This window comes from Aliidongia sp. (assembly GCF_035943795.1).
Classification (GTDB): Bacteria; Pseudomonadota; Alphaproteobacteria; order ATCC43930; family CGMCC-115725; genus Aliidongia.
Genome location: NZ_DASZBY010000101.1, coordinates 11,139 through 26,713 on the forward strand (window position 1 = coordinate 11,139; position 15,575 = coordinate 26,713).

15 protein-coding genes are annotated in these 15,575 nt (G+C 66.6%); 1 reads left to right on the forward strand and 14 read right to left on the reverse strand.

The genetic code is table 11. The features are described 5' to 3' along the window. Positions 1-6: 6 nt before the first annotated feature. From VGV37_RS19595 to leuC, 7 genes are read right to left on the reverse strand one after another with little or no spacing between them, the layout of a single operon-like run. Entirely contained in the window at positions 7-759 is a 753-nt protein-coding gene (locus VGV37_RS19595) for an ABC transporter permease (RefSeq protein ID WP_326881432.1), read from the reverse strand. Continuing rightward, complete coding sequence (locus VGV37_RS19600) at positions 756-1,508, reverse strand: ABC transporter permease (RefSeq protein WP_326881433.1); 753 nt, start codon at positions 1,506-1,508, stop codon at positions 756-758. Before VGV37_RS19600 ends, VGV37_RS19595 begins: the two co-directional genes overlap by 4 nt. After that, the gene (locus tag VGV37_RS19605) at positions 1,505-2,338 is read right to left on the reverse strand and encodes an ABC transporter ATP-binding protein (RefSeq protein WP_326881434.1); all 834 of its coding nucleotides are present in this window, start codon (positions 2,336-2,338) and stop codon (positions 1,505-1,507) included. The genes VGV37_RS19600 and VGV37_RS19605 overlap by 4 nt, the downstream gene beginning before the upstream one ends. Continuing rightward, positions 2,335-3,327 (reverse strand): ABC transporter substrate-binding protein, encoded by a 993-nt coding sequence (locus tag VGV37_RS19610; protein ID WP_326881435.1) that lies wholly within the window; start codon positions 3,325-3,327, stop codon positions 2,335-2,337. The genes VGV37_RS19605 and VGV37_RS19610 overlap by 4 nt, the downstream gene beginning before the upstream one ends. Next, positions 3,324-4,259 carry an isocitrate lyase/PEP mutase family protein gene (locus VGV37_RS19615; protein WP_326881436.1) on the reverse strand — a complete coding sequence of 312 codons (936 nt, stop codon included), beginning with the start codon at positions 4,257-4,259 and terminating at the stop codon, positions 3,324-3,326. Before VGV37_RS19615 ends, VGV37_RS19610 begins: the two co-directional genes overlap by 4 nt. Next, entirely contained in the window at positions 4,256-4,897 is a 642-nt protein-coding gene (leuD, locus tag VGV37_RS19620; RefSeq protein ID WP_326881437.1) for a 3-isopropylmalate dehydratase small subunit, read from the reverse strand. Before leuD ends, VGV37_RS19615 begins: the two co-directional genes overlap by 4 nt. After that, entirely contained in the window at positions 4,894-6,330 is a 1,437-nt protein-coding gene (gene leuC / locus VGV37_RS19625; RefSeq protein WP_326881438.1) for a 3-isopropylmalate dehydratase large subunit, read from the reverse strand. The genes leuD and leuC overlap by 4 nt, the downstream gene beginning before the upstream one ends. A gap of 162 nt (positions 6,331-6,492) precedes the next feature. Between leuC and gcvA the strand changes: the two genes are divergently transcribed. Further along, the gene (gcvA, locus tag VGV37_RS19630; protein WP_326881439.1) at positions 6,493-7,398 is read left to right on the forward strand and encodes a transcriptional regulator GcvA; all 906 of its coding nucleotides are present in this window, start codon (positions 6,493-6,495) and stop codon (positions 7,396-7,398) included. A 4-nt stretch (positions 7,399-7,402) separates the two neighbouring features. On the opposite strand, the gene VGV37_RS19635 is transcribed toward gcvA, so the two are convergent. From VGV37_RS19635 to VGV37_RS19665, 7 genes are all read right to left on the reverse strand, one after another. Next, on the reverse strand, positions 7,403-8,275 hold the full coding sequence (locus VGV37_RS19635) for an ABC transporter permease (protein ID WP_326881440.1): 873 nt from the start codon (positions 8,273-8,275) through the stop codon (positions 7,403-7,405). After that, positions 8,272-9,084, reverse strand: coding sequence for an ABC transporter ATP-binding protein (locus VGV37_RS19640; RefSeq protein WP_326881441.1), 813 nt, complete (start codon positions 9,082-9,084; stop codon positions 8,272-8,274). The genes VGV37_RS19635 and VGV37_RS19640 overlap by 4 nt, the downstream gene beginning before the upstream one ends. 13 nt (positions 9,085-9,097) lie before the next feature. Further along, a complete protein-coding gene (locus VGV37_RS19645; RefSeq protein ID WP_326881442.1) occupies positions 9,098-10,159 on the reverse strand; it encodes an ABC transporter substrate-binding protein in 1,062 nt (353 codons plus the stop codon). A 278-nt stretch (positions 10,160-10,437) separates the two neighbouring features. Continuing rightward, positions 10,438-11,337 (reverse strand): LysR family transcriptional regulator, encoded by a 900-nt coding sequence (locus VGV37_RS19650; RefSeq protein ID WP_326881443.1) that lies wholly within the window; start codon positions 11,335-11,337, stop codon positions 10,438-10,440. Between the two features lie 61 nt (positions 11,338-11,398). Beyond that, positions 11,399-12,586, reverse strand: coding sequence for a mannonate dehydratase (uxuA, locus tag VGV37_RS19655; RefSeq protein ID WP_326881444.1), 1,188 nt, complete (start codon positions 12,584-12,586; stop codon positions 11,399-11,401). Between the two features lies 1 nt (position 12,587). Further along, the gene (locus tag VGV37_RS19660) at positions 12,588-13,313 is read right to left on the reverse strand and encodes a GntR family transcriptional regulator (RefSeq protein ID WP_326881445.1); all 726 of its coding nucleotides are present in this window, start codon (positions 13,311-13,313) and stop codon (positions 12,588-12,590) included. Between the two features lie 60 nt (positions 13,314-13,373). Beyond that, a complete protein-coding gene (locus VGV37_RS19665; protein WP_326881446.1) occupies positions 13,374-15,350 on the reverse strand; it encodes an ATP-dependent metallopeptidase FtsH/Yme1/Tma family protein in 1,977 nt (658 codons plus the stop codon). Positions 15,351-15,575: the final 225 nt, after the last annotated feature.

A 15,575-nucleotide genomic window follows, 5' to 3' on the forward strand; every position in this document is an offset into this window, starting at 1 on the left:
GCCAAACTACCGGACCTGGGCCTGCAGGCGCCGGTTCACGAACAGCAGGATGCCGCTGGCTGTACCGGCGAACAGGGTCAGGAGGAAGGTCAGCGCCATGATCAGATCGATGTTGTGCAGGCCGATCGCGTTCATCAGCAAGTAGCCGATGCCGCGCTGGGAGGCGAACATCTCGCCCAGCAGGGTGCCGATCAGGGTCAGCGAGAAGCCGATGCGCAGGCCGGCGAAGATCTCGGGCAGGGCGGCGGGCACCAGGATCTTGGCGATCGCCTCGATGGGGCCGAGGCCCATCACGCGGCCGGTCTTGATGAACACCGGACGGACATTGCGCACCGCCATGATGGTGAATAGCGCGATCGGAATGATGCCGTGGATCGCGCCGAACGCGATCTTGGCAGCGATGCCCAGGCCGAACATCAGCAGCAGGATCGGATAGAGCGTGATCTTGGGGATGGAATAGACCGCGATCAGCAGCGGCTCCAGCACCTCGCTCGCGAACTTGTTCAAGCCCAGCAGGAAGCCGGTCGACAGGCCGATGGCAATGGCGATCAGCAAGGCGATGCAGAAGGCCCGGGCCGTCTCGGCCAGGTGGCCCCAGAACGCGCTGGTCCCGGCCAGCTTCGCGGTGAACTGGATCGTTTCCAGCGGCGAGCGCAGCGCCACGTCGCCCACGCCCCAATACAGGATCTGCCAGCTGACGAGCATCAGCAGGATCAGTTGAACGGCACCGCGCAACGCCTGGCGGGTGGCGGCGCTCATTGCAGGCCCCTCCGCACCATCAGTCGCTTCTCCCAACGGGCCAGCAGGGTATTGACCGCGACCGAGACCAACAGGATCAGCACGATCAGCGGGTACATCGTCGCATTGTCGAAATTCGTGTAGGCGAAGCTGATCTCGTATCCCATGCCACCGCGCGACATGATGAACTCGGCGCCGATGATGCCGATGAACGAATAGGCGACCGCCAGCTTTGCGCCGGTCAGGATATAGGGGGTCGCATAGGGCAGGGTGACCCGCCAGGCGGTCTCGACCGGTCCCATCTGGTTGACCCGCGCGGTCTTCAGCAGCACGCCCGGCACCCGGTCCAGCCCATTCAGCGTATTCACGATCACCGCCACGATGCCCAGCATGGCGCCGATGAAGATCTGCGGCGCGTCGCCCAGCCCGAACAGGATGATCAGCAGCGGATAGAACGCGAAGATCGGGATGGCGTAGTAGGTGGCGAACAACGGATCCAGCATCTCGCGCACCGGCCGGAAGCGGTGCAGCGGAATGGCGCCGGCCACGCCGATGACCAGGGCCAGGCCGAAGGCGAGGGCGGCATTGCCCATGGTCTTGGCGATGGCGCCGTTGAGCTTGCCGGACGCGAGGATGGCGAGCAGGTCGATCGCGATCCGGTGCGGTGGCTGCATGGTGATATGGTCGATCACGCCGGTCAGGCACAGCACCTCGATCATCGCGACCAGCCCGACCAGCAGTGCGATCCGACAGATGACCGCTGGCCTCATGCTGCCTTCCCGGGCTTGCCCAGCGACTTGATCGATTCCTCGCGCAGGGAACGCCACAGCCGCGCGGTGATGATTCCGAACGCGTCTTCCTGGACGATCCGGCTGTCGCGGTCCTTCGACCAGCCGGTCTCGACGATGTCGATCAGCCGTCCCGGCCGCGCCGACATCACACCGATCCGGTCGGCCAGCATGGCCGCCTCGTCGAGCGCATGGGTGATCAGGAACACGGTCGCCCCGGTCTTGCGCCACAGGTTCAGCACTTCGTCGCCCATCAGCAAGCGCGTCTGCTGGTCGAGCGCGCCGAACGGTTCGTCGAGCAGGATCAGGCGCGGCTCGGTCACGAGTGTCCGGGCGATGCAGACGCGCTGGCGCATGCCGCCGGACAATTGCGCCGGGAAACTCTGGGCGAAGGCGGTCAGGCCCATCAGTTCCAGCGCCCAGTCGATCCGCCGCTGCTGTTCCTGCGGTGCCAGCTTCATCCGGCGCAGGCCGAACGCGATATTGTCGGTGACCGACAGCCAGGGAAACGACGCGTCTTCCTGGAACACCACGCCGACGCCCTCGGGGATCTTGCCCTGGATCGGCCGGCCTTCGAACGCGACCTCGCCGCGGGTCGCGACCGACAGGCCGGCGATCAGTTCGAGCAGGGTCGACTTGCCGCAGCCCGACGGACCGACGATCGCGAAGAATTCGCCCTGGCGCAACTCCAGATCGATCGGGCCCAGCGCATGGACGCCGGGATCGCCCTTGCGCGCGGCGTCGAAGATTCTGTCGACGCCGCGCAGCGATACCTGGGCCTGGCCGGCGGACTTGGGGCTGCCGTCCGTCATTTCAGCGCCTTGAGATCGTCGGGCAGGAACTGCGTATCGATCATCTTTTCGGCGTCGACGTCGCCGGTGATGGCGCCGACCATCTTCTGGACCTCGATGGCACGCTTCAGGCCGTCGAGATGGATCTGGCCGGTGCCCCAATATTCGATGCCGGCCGTCTTGCTGGTGATCAGGTTCTTGACGGCGCTGCGCGCGATGGCCGGCTCCAGGTTATAGACCTTGGCGACGATGTCGCCGGATTCGTCCGGGTGCTGTTCCATGTAGGTCACTGCGCGCCGGCGGGCCCGGATCACCGCGCGGATGAACTCCGCCTTGGCCGGAACCGGCGACCCGACGGAGACGCCAACCACGTTGGCCAGCGGCGGCAGCAAGTCGGTCGCCTTGGCGATCGGGCGGTATTTGTTCTGGAACTCCGACCACAGCGGTTCCGGCACGGGGGCGATGTCGACGACGCCGATGTCGAGCGCGGCGACGCCTTCGCCGAAGCCGCCGGTCTTCACCATCTCGACGTCGTCGGTCTTCATGCCTGCAGTCTGCAGCACCATGGTCGCCAGCGCCTGGCTGGTCGAGCGCGGGTTGGTATAGCCGAACTTCTTGCCCTTCAGGTCCTTGATGGTCTTGATCGGCGAGTCCGGCTTCACGGCCCACACGAACTCGGCGACGGTCAGGACGTTGTCGCTGACGATCTTGATGTCGGCACCCTGCTGGATCGCCAGGATGACCGCGTTCGGATTGACCTCGGCATAGGGCGCGCTGCCGGCCAGCATGTTGCGCAAGGTCGTGCCGCCGCCGGCCGACGACAGGATGCCGGTGACGTTGGCGCCTTCTTCCTTGAAGTAGCCTTTCGCCTCGGCGATCGCATAGGGCATGCCGTTCGCGGAGACGCCGTAGTTGCTGACCACGATGTCTTCGGCCTGGGCCGGCATCGCGACCAGGACGACGGCGCCGAGCGCCAGGGATGAGGCCAGATAGGCTGCCGGATGTTTCATGTTGTCCTCCCGTCTCTTGTTTCGCCTGGCCGGACCTTGGCGTCCGGCCGGATCGGCTTCGGTGCGGCATTTTCGATGGCGCGCCAATGCGCCAGCCGGACCGCCCCGTCGAGTGTCGCCTTGACCGCCGCGGCATCCGCCATCGGCCGCATCGGCTCGATGCCGTGGGCATGGCGCCGCAAGGCGGCCAGCCCGTCGCGCATGGCACCGACCGCGCGGAAGATCAGACTGGCCGGGAAGGATACCTGCTGGAAGCCCATGGCGCCCAGATCGACCGGGCTCAGCCACGGCGTGTCGCCGCCTTCGAACATGGCGGCGGACAGGAAGGCGCCCTTGAAGGCAGCGCCGACCCGCCGATAGTCATCCTCGGTCTTGAGGCCGGCGATGAAGATGCCGTCGACGCCCAGGGCCAGGAACCGTTCGGCCCGCCGCATCGCCGCGTCGAGCCCGAGCGGACCATAGGCGTCGGTGCGCCCGACGATGAAGGTATCGGGATTGGTCCGGGCGGCGAGGGCGGCAGTCAGCTTTGCTTCGATCACCGCCTCGTCCGCCACCGCCGCGGCCTTTTCCGCACGCTGCTGCTTGCGGTCGCGGTCCTGGTCCTCGATCAGCAGGCCGCCGACGCCGATCGCCTCGTACGCGAGGACGGTCCGGGCCACGCTCTTGACGTCGCCATAGCCGTCGTCCGCGTCGGCGAAGAAGGGCAGGGTCGAGGCAGCGGCGATGTCGCCCACGCCCTGGACCATGTCGGTCAGCCCGATGAGGCCGATGTCGGGATAGGCGTGCCGGGCCGCGAGCATCGCCGAGCCGCCGATGGAGAAGGACTTGAACCCGGCTTCCTCGATCAGGCGGGCCGAGAGCGCATCATGGGCGAGCGGCGAGATGAGCGGCATCTCGGCCGCCAGGGCCGAGCGGATGGTCGCGCGGGTCACGGCGCGATCTCCGCCGTGTCGGTTCCGGCATAGAGCCAGGGGTGGGTCGCCGCAGCAGCCGCATGATAGGCCTCGATGTCGCCGGCGTGATGCAACGTCATGTCGATCTCGTCGTCGCCACGGATCAGGGCGGCGGCCCGCGCCGCCGGAACGGCGAAGGGAAATCGGGCACCGTCCGGTCCGGTGACCGTGCCGGCCGGCAGGTCGACGATGAAAATCGGATCCTGCCCATGGCGATCGACCGCTGCCGCGAGTGCTAAATAGCTCGCAGCGTCGATCTTGGCGACGAGCAGGCCGTTGCGAAACGCGTTCTCGTAGAAGATGTCGGCAAAGCTGGGCGCCAGCACGCAGCGGATGCCGAATTGCGCGAGCGCCCAGACCGCCGCCTCCCGCGAACTGCCGCAGCCGAAATTCTCGTCGGCCAGCAGGATCTTGGCGTGGCGGAACGGCGCGCGATTGAGCACGAATTCCGGCCGCTCGCGGCCGTCTGCGCCGTAGCGCTGGCTGCCGAACAGGCCCTTGCCGAAATCGGCCCTCGCGGTCCGCAACCACGCGGAAGGGATGATGGCGTCGGTGTTGACGTTGGCGAGCGGCATGACGGCCATCACGCCGGTCACGCCGGCAAAACCGGGCCTCATGTCCCGCTCCCCTTCCGCAGGTCGGTGATGCGCCCGGCGATCGCCGCCGCCGCGACCATCGCCGGGCTGGCCAGATGGGTCCGGCTGCCCGGCCCCTGCCGATTCTCGAAATTCCGGTTCGTCGTGGCGATGCAGCGCGCACCGGACGGCACGACATCCTCGTTGACGCTGACGCACATGGAACAGCCGGCGTCGCGCCATTCGAAGCCCGCGTCGCGGAAGATCCGGTCGAGCCCCAAGGCTTCGGCCGCATGCCTTACCGAGGTCGAACCGGGCACGACCAGGGCGCGCACATGGCCGGCGACGCGGCGCCCCCGGACGATCGTGGCCGCGGCCTCCAGATCGGCGAGCCTGGAATTGGTGCAGGAACCGATGAAGGCGACATCGATCGGAATGCCCTCGATCTTCATGCCCGGCTCCAGGCCCATGTAGCGGATCGCGGCGGCGGCGAGGTCGCGGCGCTTGGCGTCGCCGAAGCCGGCGGGGTCGGGTACGCACTCATCGACGCCGGCGACATCCTGCGGGGATGTTCCCCAGGTAACCTGCGGGGAAATCGCGGCGCAATCCACTACGAAATCCCGCTCGAACCGCGCGGCCGCATCGCTGGTCAGGCTGCGCCATTCGGCCGCCGCTTGCTCGAAATCCCGTCCGGCCGGAGCGAATTCGCGGCCGCGGACATACTCGATGGTCGTCTCGTCCGGTGCCACCAGCCCAAGGCGGGCGCCCAGCTCGATCGACATGTTGCAGAGCGTCAGTCGCGCCTCGACCGGCAGAGCCCGGATCGCGTCCCCGGCATATTCGACGGCGCAGCCCTGGCCGGCCGCGATGCCGAGTTGGCCGATGGCGCGCAGGATCAGGTCCTTGGCGGTGACGCCCGGCCCGACGGTGCCCTCGAAGCGCACCCGCATGTTGCGTGGCCGCGTCAGCGCCAGCGTCTGGGTCGCCAGCACGTGCTCGACCTCGCTGGTGCCGACTCCGATGCCGAGCGCGCCCAGGCCGCCGACGGTCGAGGTATGGCTGTCGCCGCAGGCGAGCAGGCAACCGGGCAGGGCGAGGCCCAGTTCCGGCCCGATCACGTGGACGATGCCCTGGCGGGGATCGTCGACCCCGAAGATCCTGATGCGATGCGCGTCGGAATTGGACCGCATCAGGTCCAGCAACTCCCGGCCGACGGGATTGCTGCGCTCGTCCCGCCCGGGTTCGGTCGACACGATATGGTCCTGGGTCGCGACGGTGAGTTCCGGGTGGCGCACACGGCGCCGGGATCGTTCGAGCCCGTCGAACGCCGGGGCGCTCGTCGTTTCCTGCAGGATGTGCCGGTCGACGAACACCAGGTCGCGCCCGTCGTCGAGCGTCTTGACCAGATGGGCGTTCCAGATCTTGTCGAATGCCGTCGTCGGCTCGGCCGCTGCGGACAGTCGGTCTCCTGGCATTATGTTTCCTCCTATCGGCCGGTTCATTTCCGCGTCTCGGCCGCCGACTGTCGTTTCGGCCGATAAGGCTCGAAACCATCATATTTTGACGATAGGCTAGTCGGATCCTCCCCCGCCGCATAGGCACAATTTACGCGCTGTGATCACAGGAAAACTCATGCCATGATCCGCAAGCTTCCACCGCTGAACGCCTTGCGAGCGTTCGAGGCGACGGCCCGCAACGGCAGCCTGACGCGCGCCGCCCTGGAATTGTCCGTCACCCAGGGCGCGGTCAGCCGGCATGTGCTGCAACTCGAGGCCTGGCTGGGCGTTCCGCTCTGTTCGCGCCAGCGCCGCGGCATCGAAACCACCGAGCAGGGCGCGGCCCTGGCGGCGGTCCTCGGCACCGCCTTCGACCAGATCGAGGCCCAGGCGCGGCGCATGCGGCAGAAGCCGATGGGCAACACATTGCGGATCAAATTGCCGCCGACCTACGCCATCCGATGGTTCGTGCCGCGGCTCGCCCGGTTTCACGCCTTGAACCGCCACATCGACGTGCAGATCACCACGTCGCACCAGACGGTGGATTTCGATATCGAGGATATCGACGTGTGCATCCATGCCGGGTCCGCGCCGCCGGCGGGTGCGGAGTGCCGGCGGCTGTTCGGCGAGGTGCTGTTGCCGGTCTGCAGTCCCGGCGTGTTCCGGAAATATCCGCCGATCGAGCGGCCGGCGGATCTGGCCGGCCATGTCCTGCTGTGCTCCATGCACCGCCCGGACGATTGGCCGGTCTGGCTCGATGCCGCGGGGATCCACGACATCGATGGCAACGAAGGTCTGAAATTCGAAAACTCGGCGCTCGCCTATCAGGCCGCGGTGGACGAGCTGGGCATCGTCATGGCGCAGCGTGCCTTCGTCGAGGACGATCTGCGCACCGGCCGCCTGGTGGCGCCGCTCGCCCTGCAGGTCGCGACCTCCAGCGCCTATTACCTGGCCTATCCCCGGTCGCGACAGAAGGCGCATGTCATCGAGGCCTTCTCGGAATGGATCGTTCAGGAAGCCGCAGCCGTCGATGAAATCGCCCGTTGACCCCTCATTGCGGCCGCTGCTGCTGCCAGCGCAGCAGGTAGACCTGCAGCTGCCAGATCAGGGCCGACAGGATGATGCCGACGACCATCAGGATGGTGACGGCGACCATCATGCCCGACGCCTCGCCACGTGCCTCGGACTCGATGATCAGCCGGCCGATGCCGCGCTCGGCACCGATGAATTCGCCGACGATCACGCCGATCAGGGCGAAGGAGATGGCGGGCGTCAGCGACGCGAAAACCCAGGCCATGGTCGATGGGATCACCACGGTACGCGTGATCTGCCATTCGCTGGCGCCCAGCAGGCGCGAGGCGTTGATGAAGCCCTCGTCGACCGACCGTGCGCCGGCGAAGGTGTTGTAGAAGACCAGGAACACGACGACGAGCCAGGATGTCACCACCTTGGACGTATCGCCGATGCCGAAGGCCAGCACGATGATCGGCGCCAGCGCGATGCGCGGGATCGAGTTCACCGCCGTGATGAACGGCTGGAAGATCGCGCTCAAGCGGTCCGACCGGCCGAGGATGAGGCCCAGCGCGAAGCCGCTCGACACGCCGGTCAGAAAGCCGAAGAACGTATTCTTGAGCGTGACCCAGGTCGCGATCCACAGGTTGTTGTCGAATTTGACCATGCAGCGGCCGAACTCGCCGTTCGACCAGCCGTTCCAGGCGCCGAGGCCGGTCTTGAAACAGCCGAGCACCAGGAACTGGTCCAGGATCTCCGTCGGCTTCGATACGAAATACGGGTCGAACAGGTCCGGTACCAGGTTCGGGAGCGACGCGTGCAGATCGAAGCCCCATTGCCAGAGCGCCAGCACGACGGCGCAGATCGCCGCCTGCCACAGCAGGGTGCCGGGGTGGCGATGCTGCGCCCTCATGGTGCGCGCCCCTTGATGAATTCCTCGCCCAGCGAATGCCAGATATGAGTGAACAGCTCGGCATAGCGCGGCGTCTCGCGCAGGGTCACCGCGTCGCGCGGGCGCGGCAGGTCGACCGCGAACATCTCCTTGATGCGGCCGGGACGGGCGGAGAATAAAATGATCCGGTCGGCCAGGGTCAGCGCCTCGCCCAGGTCGTGGGTCACGAACAGCACGGTCTGCTTTTCCCGGTCCCAGATCTTCAGCAGCACGTCGTGCATGTCGATCTTCGTGTGGGTGTCGAGCGCCCCGAACGGCTCGTCCATCAGCAGGATCTGCGGTTCGACGACCAGGGTGCGCATCAGCGCGGCGCGCTGGCGCATGCCGCCGGACAGGGATGACGGGTAGGCATCGGCAAAGCCGCGCAGGCCCGCCTGTTCGACGCAGACCGCGACCCGCTCCGCACGCTCCGCCTTCGGCACGCCCGCCAGCTCCATCCCATAGCCGATGTTGTCGGCGACGGTGCGCCAGGGAAACAGCGTATCTTTCTGAAAGACATAGCCGACCTGGCGGCTCGCCTTGCCGGGCACGGTGCGCGCACCGTCGATCAGGATCTCGCCGCCGCTCGGTTTCAGCAGGGTTGCGATCATGTTGAGCACGGTGCTCTTGCCGGAGCCGGATGGGCCCAGCAGGGCGACGAACTCGCCCTTGGCGATGGAGAAGGAGACGTCCTTCACCGCCTCCATCACGGTCGTTCCCAGCTTGAACGACTTGCACAACCCTTTGACCTCGACGCGCGTCTCCGTCGCCGCCGATGTCGCTGTCCTCACTGCAGAAAGCATCCTATCCAGCCGGATGAGCCTGCTTCGCCGCCAGGGCGAAGCTCGAATCGACGATCTGGGCCATCGGGATCGGCTTGATGCCGGTCACTTCGCGGAACCAGACTTTCGCCCCCCGCTCGTAGCTCGCCGGATCGATCTCGCCGGTGTAGTCGAACAGATCCTTCATTTGCGCGATGTCGGCCGACGTACTCGCCCGCGACGTGCTGCCGAGGAAAGATTCGCTGGCGGCATACATCTCTTCGACCGAATGGGTCTTGATCCACTGCGTCGCCCGCCACAGCGCGGTTACGAAAGCCTGCATCTTCGGCTTGTCCTGCTCGATGGTGGTCTGCAGGCTGAAATGCGCGGTCGCCGGCACCTTGCCGCCGATATACTGGTTCCAGTTCGCCTCGCCTGACCCGTCGAACAGCAGGCTGCCCCAGCCGTTCTCCGTCGCGGTCTTCAGCAGCGCCGTCGAGTTCACCAACACGTCGATCTGGCGGGTCTTGAGCGAGCCCAGCATGCTCTCGACGTCGCCGACCCCGACCCCGACCCAGGTGATCTGGTCGTCGAGCTTCATCTGCTCCATGTAATAGGACGCCCAGACATGGTTCGTGCCGCCGAGCGACGAGACGCCGATGATCGGCTTATGGCCGTCCGGCCGCTTCGACGCTGCGAACTGCTGCAGCGTGGACACGCCGGAGTCTGCCAGCTGCTTGTTGATCATGAACACGACGCTGGCGTTGCGGATGTCGACCGGCAGCAGGATCCGCGCATTGCGCCCGTGGTTGGACAGCTGCATCGGGTGCGACATGTCGCCGATGCCGATGTCGCCTTGGCCGGAGGCGACGATTTCGCGCATTTTCACGCCGCTGCCGCCCTGGACCATCTTGCAGTCCAGCCCGGCATCCTTGAAGAAGCCCATGCGATCGGCAACGTATTGGGACATGTAGGCGACCTCGGCGGTCGGATAGATGACCCGGCCGGGCTTGGCCTCCGCCCGCGCACGCTGGCCCAGAGCCAGCGACAGGCCACCGGCCCCGGCGACGCAGATCATCGAACGTCTCGTCAAGATCATCGCCATCGACCGTTCTCCCTTTTTCCAGGCGCTTGCTTGGAGTGCATTGCGCACTTGCCGCCCATTTCTTTTGCAGAAAGTCCAAGGACGTGGCGCTCTACGGAAGGAAACGCCGGCGTCTCAGTATTCCCATCACTCGCCGCCGAGAAATACTTCGTCGGCTTTGATCCGGATGCTCGGGAATGGTCGGATTATAGGTAGGGCCGGGGTTTGAAACAGTCGCGGTTCGGCAAAGAGCCATCGCCCCTGACGATGGCACGAATCCCATTTGGGCAAAGCGGGGCTTATTTCGCCTCGGCCGCCAGCAGATGCTCGACCAGCAGACGGGTCGCGGGCGGCAGCGATGCCCGGTTGCGCACGGCCAGGACCAGCGTGCGCTGCGCCCAGGGCTCGTCCAGCGGCACGGCCACCAGGCTGCCGGGATCGAAACGGCCATGGGTGATTTCCATCGGCACCACGCCCACCCCCATCCGCGCCTCGACGATGCGGAACAGCGCGTCGAACCCGCTGACCCGGATCCTGAGTTTGAGCTGGCGTCCGAGTTCGGCCGCGGCCTTCACGCACAGGGTGTCGATCGAGCTGCCTTTTTCCAGGCTGATGAATTCCTGATCGACCAGGTCGGCGAAGCGCACTTTGGCGCGCGCGGCCAGCGCATGGTCGCGCGGCACGATGGCGACCAGCCGGTCCTGCCGATAGGGAAAGACCTGCAGGTCGGGCGCCAGGATGTTGCCGCCGAAGATGCCCAGGTCGGCCCGGTTTTCGGTGACGGCCTGGATGATTTCCGGACTGATGCTCTCTTCGAGGTCGACCCGCACCAGGGGATGCAGCACAAGGAACTCGCCCAGTTCCTGCGCCAGGGATTCGAGGATCGCCGAACGGTTGACGAACAGCCGGATATGGCCGCGCGTGCCCTGGCGATAGCCGACCAGTTCGGTCTCGAGATGGGCCAGGTTGCCCAGCACGATGCGGGCATGTTCCAGCAGCGCATAGCCTGCCGAGGTCGGCTCGATGCCCTTCGAATGCCGATACAGCAGCTCGACCTGCAGCATCTCCTCCATGTCCGAGATGCGCCGGCTGACCGCCGACACGGCGATATGTTTTTTTTCCGCGGCCTTCGCGATGCTCTGTTCCTCGACGATCGCGACGAACAGCTGCAGCGTCAGAATGTCGATACGAAGATTCATCGGGATCCCTTGAGCGGCAGCACGGATCCGTGCCGCCGCTCAAGGCTAGCCGGAAGCGTCGTCAGACCGGAAGCTTCTTCATGGCGGACACGGCCGTCATGACGCCGCGGATTTCGGCCAGGCCCCTCAGGCGGCCGACTAGCGGATAACCCGGGTGGGTCTTGCGGCCTTCGTCGTCCAGCAGTTCATGGCCATGGTCCGGCCGGAACGGGATGCGCCAGTTGGCATCCTGCCCATCGCGCCGGCGCTTCTGCTCTTCCAGCAGCTCGGTCACGACCGCCACCATGTCCACGTCGCCGCCCAGATGGTCCGCTTCCATGAACGAGCCATCCGGCTCCTTCGCGACGTTGCGCAGATGGGCGAAATGGATGCGCCCGGCGAAGCGGCGCGCGATCGCCGGCAGATCGTTCTTGGGACCGGCGCCCAGGGATCCGGTGCACAAGGTCAGGCCGTTGGCGATCGAATCGACCGCGCCCAGGATGAAGCCGATGTCGTCTTCGCTCGACACGATGCGCGGCAGGCCGAAGATCGGGCGCGGCGGATCGTCCGGATGGACGCACATGCGCACGCCGACCTCCTCGGCCGTCGGGATCACCTCGCGCAGGAAGCGGGCGAAATTGTCGCGCAGATCCTGGACCGTCACGCCGCCATAGGTCTCCAGCACGCGCTTCAGGCCGGGCACGTCATAGCGGTCGTAGGCGCCAGGCAGGCCCGACATGATGCAGGCCAGCAGATCGTCCTTGTCGCTTTCGGAAGCGGCGTCGAACCAGGCACGCGCCTTGGCCAATACCTCCGGGCCATGCTCGGCCTCGGCGCCCGGACGTTCCAGCATGTAGCAGTCGAACGCGGCGTACTCGAACGCGTTGAAGCGCAACGCGGTGCCGCCGGTCGCCAGCGGATAGCGCAGCTGGGTCCGCGTCCAGTCGAGGATCGGCATGAAATTATAGCAGACGGTCGCAATACCGCAGGCGGCCAGATTGCGCAGCGACTGGCGGTAATTCTCGTAGAGCGGGGCCAGATCGCCGGCGCCCAGCTTGATCGGCTCCGCCACCGGCACGCTTTCGACCACGCTCCAGCGCAGGCCGGCGGCCTCGATCATCGCTTTGCGCTTCTGGATCTCCTCGACGCTCCAGATCACGCCGTAGGGGATGTGATGCAGCGCGGTCACGATGCCGGTGGCACCGGTCTGGCGGATCTGGGGGAGGGTGATCGCGTCCTCGGGACCGAACCACCGCCATGTCTGTTCCAAGCTAAAACTCCTTCGATGGGCCCGGCGCCGCTGCTCGGATCATCGGCGTCCCGGGTATTGTGTCCAGCCGCAATAGGCTGATCGTCGAAAAAACTTCGCGCAGGTGCCCTCGCATCGCGACCTCGGCCCCCTCCGCATCCTGCCTCGTCACCGCATCCAGGATGGCCCGGTGCTGTGCGATCAGGTGCGGCATGTGCCCTTCGAGCGGCAGGCTGAGGCGGCGGACCCGGTCCATCTGGACCTTGCTGCGGTGGATCAGGCGCCACACGTCGGGCCAGCCAGCGATCATGCAGAAGCTTTCGTGCAAGGCCTCGTCCAGATCGTGGAACTGCTCGGCATCGTCTTCGCTCGCCGCTTGTTCCTGGCGCTGCAGCAAGGAACGCAGGCTCGACAAGGCGCGCTTGTCCGCGCGTTCGGCGACCCGGCGGATGATGCCGCATTCCAGGCGTTCGCGCACGAACTGCGCTTCCTCGAGTTGGACGAGGCTGATCGGGGTGACGAAGCTGCCGGATTGCGGATAGATCGCGACCAGCCCGTCCTGCGCCAAGCGAAGCAGGGCCTCGCGCAACGGTGTCCGCCCGATGGCGAGGCGCTGGGTCAGCTCCGGTTCGGACAGGCGCGTGCCCGCCGGCATCTCGCCGCGCACGATCATCGCGCGCAGCGTGTCGTACGCCTGGTCTGAAAGGGTCGCGCGGGGTCGGAGCGGGATCGGCATAATGCGAAACATATTAATATATCAGTTGAGTCGTCAAGTGGCCCGACCGATAGAGAGGCGGTTCTCCCGCGGCTACTCCGCCGCCAGCGCGATCGGCACGATTTCGCGTGACCGTTTGGCAACCCGCGGTTTCGTCCCGGCCGCGACCGGAGCCGAGGCCAGCAGCTGTTCGAGTTCGCCGCGATCGAGCGTCTCCTTGTCGAGTAGCGCCAGCGCGATCGCTTCCAGGGCTGTACGATGGATCTTCATCAGGCTGCGCACCCGCTTCAGCGCCTGGTCGATTTCGCGTTTCATCTCCTGGCGCACCGGCTCCTCGATGCGGCCGTCCTCGGCGTCCCAGCTCATGAAGCCCAGGCGCTCGCTCATGCCCCAGCGTGCCACCATGCGGTGGGCGAGGTCCGTCGCCGCCTTGATGTCGGCCTCGGCGCCGGTGGTGATCCGGTCCGGGCCGAATTTCAGCTCCTCGGCGACGCGGCCGCCGACGGCGACGGCGAGATCGGCCTCGAGCTTGGCGCGGGACGCGGCGAAGCGGTCATGCTCCGGCAGGCGCACGACCATGCCCAGCGCGCGGCCGCGCGGCACGATGGTCGCCTTGTGGACGGGGTCGGAGTCCGGCATCAGCAGGGCGATCAGCGCGTGGCCGGCTTCGTGCCAGGCCGTCAGCACGCGCTCTTCGGGGCGCCAGGCGAGGTTCTTGCGCTCGCTGCCCATCATCACGCGGTCGCGCGCTTCTTCCAGGTCGATCGAGCAGATGGTCTTGCCGCCCCGGCGATTCGCCGCGAAGGCCGCTTCGTTGATGATGTTGGCAAGCTCGGCGCCCGAAAAGCCCGGCGTGCCGCGCGCCATCGCTTCGAGATCGGCCGCCTGATCGAGCCGCACCCGCTTGCCGTGGGATGCCAGGATGGCGCGACGTCCCTTGAGGTCGGGCAGGCCGACCTGGACATGCCGGTCGAAGCGGCCCGGCCGGACCAGCGCATCGTCCAGCGTATCGGAACGGTTGGTCGCGGCCAGCACGAGCACCCGGTCGTCCCGGGAGAAGCCGTCCAGCTCGACCAGCAGCGCGTTCAGGGTCTGGTCGCTCTCGCGGTCGGCGCCGGACGAGCCGCCCGAGCGCTTGCGCCCGAGCGAGTCGATCTCGTCGATGAAGATGACGCAGGGTGCGCGCTTGCGGGCGGCGGCAAAGACTCGGCGGACGCGACGCGCGCCGAGGCCCGCCCACATCTCGACGAAATCCGAACCGGACAGACGCAGGAACGACGCTCCGGCCTCGCCGGCGACGGCGCGGGCCAGCAGGGTCTTGCCGGTGCCTGGCGGGCCGACCAGCAGGATGCCGCGCGGCGGCAGGGCGCCCAGGTCGCCGGCGGCGGTCGGATCGAGCAGTTGGCCGACGGCCTCGACCAGTTCGGCCTTGGCCTCGTCGACCCCCTGGACGTCGCCGAAGCGGGTGGAATTCTTGTCGGCGCCGATCCATTCGCCCGGCACGTTGCCTACCCCCGGCACCCGGCCGGTCATGAACAGCAACAGCGCGCCGATGAACAAGGTCGGCAGCAGCGAGCGGAACAGGGGGCCCAGCTCTTCCGCGTCGAGTGCGGAAGGCACGTTGGTCAGGATCTCGACCTTGTTCTCGACCAGCAGGTCCGCAACCGTCTTGGCGAGGCTGGCGCTCGGCAGCATGGTGGTGGCGAAGCGGCCGTCCCGGTTCTGGAACGAGATCTGCTGCGGCCCGTCCATGTGGCGCGGCAGAATGGCGGCGCTTACCTCGCCGGTTTTGACCCGCTCGAGGAATTGCGTGTAGCTGAATTCCGGCTGGGGCGCGGCGCTCTCGGCGCGGGAACCCTGGTCCTGGCGCGCACGGTCGAACGCCGACTGCGCGGTACCGGTGGGCTGGCAGAGATTGCACGATACGCCGAAGGCATGGGCGATCCTGTCCGAATTTTCCAGGGCCGCGCCGGCGAGCAACAGGCAGAATCCGACCGCGATGGTCCGCTTGTGACGTGCGCATGCCGGCAACAGTGCCCGGCGAATGAATTCCCGAATTCGGTTGAACAAGGCTAGCCACTCGCGATCGAATTGGAAGGATTGCGCGAGCAATATCGAGCGAACGGGTTTGGAAAGAATGAATCCAGGGCCGGCGCCGGTCGGAAAATTTGCCGCGCGGCCCTATATCAGCGATTGGCGGGGGAACGGACTTCCCGCTCGACGGTTGGAAAGGCGGTTCAACCGGGGAGAATGACATGAACAACATCATCTGGCTGGTAGGCGCCGTCGTCATCG

What these genes read in the sequence shown, in the direction of transcription:
- VGV37_RS19605 (WP_326881434.1), bottom strand. Translation starts at nt 2,338, where the DNA reads ATGACGGACGGCAGCCCCAAGTCCGCCGGCCAGGCCCAGGTATCGCTG.
- VGV37_RS19660 (WP_326881445.1), bottom strand. Translation starts at nt 13,313, where the DNA reads ATGTTTCGCATTATGCCGATCCCGCTCCGACCCCGCGCGACCCTTTCA.
- leuC (WP_326881438.1), bottom strand. Translation starts at nt 6,330, where the DNA reads ATGCCAGGAGACCGACTGTCCGCAGCGGCCGAGCCGACGACGGCATTC.
- VGV37_RS19595 (WP_326881432.1), bottom strand. Translation starts at nt 759, where the DNA reads ATGAGCGCCGCCACCCGCCAGGCGTTGCGCGGTGCCGTTCAACTGATC.
- leuD (WP_326881437.1), bottom strand. Translation starts at nt 4,897, where the DNA reads ATGAGGCCCGGTTTTGCCGGCGTGACCGGCGTGATGGCCGTCATGCCG.
- VGV37_RS19610 (WP_326881435.1), bottom strand. Translation starts at nt 3,327, where the DNA reads ATGAAACATCCGGCAGCCTATCTGGCCTCATCCCTGGCGCTCGGCGCC.
- VGV37_RS19645 (WP_326881442.1), bottom strand. Translation starts at nt 10,159, where the DNA reads ATGGCGATGATCTTGACGAGACGTTCGATGATCTGCGTCGCCGGGGCC.
- VGV37_RS19600 (WP_326881433.1), bottom strand. Translation starts at nt 1,508, where the DNA reads ATGAGGCCAGCGGTCATCTGTCGGATCGCACTGCTGGTCGGGCTGGTC.
- VGV37_RS19650 (WP_326881443.1), bottom strand. Translation starts at nt 11,337, where the DNA reads ATGAATCTTCGTATCGACATTCTGACGCTGCAGCTGTTCGTCGCGATC.
- gcvA (WP_326881439.1), top strand. Translation starts at nt 6,493, where the DNA reads ATGATCCGCAAGCTTCCACCGCTGAACGCCTTGCGAGCGTTCGAGGCG.
- VGV37_RS19635 (WP_326881440.1), bottom strand. Translation starts at nt 8,275, where the DNA reads ATGAGGGCGCAGCATCGCCACCCCGGCACCCTGCTGTGGCAGGCGGCG.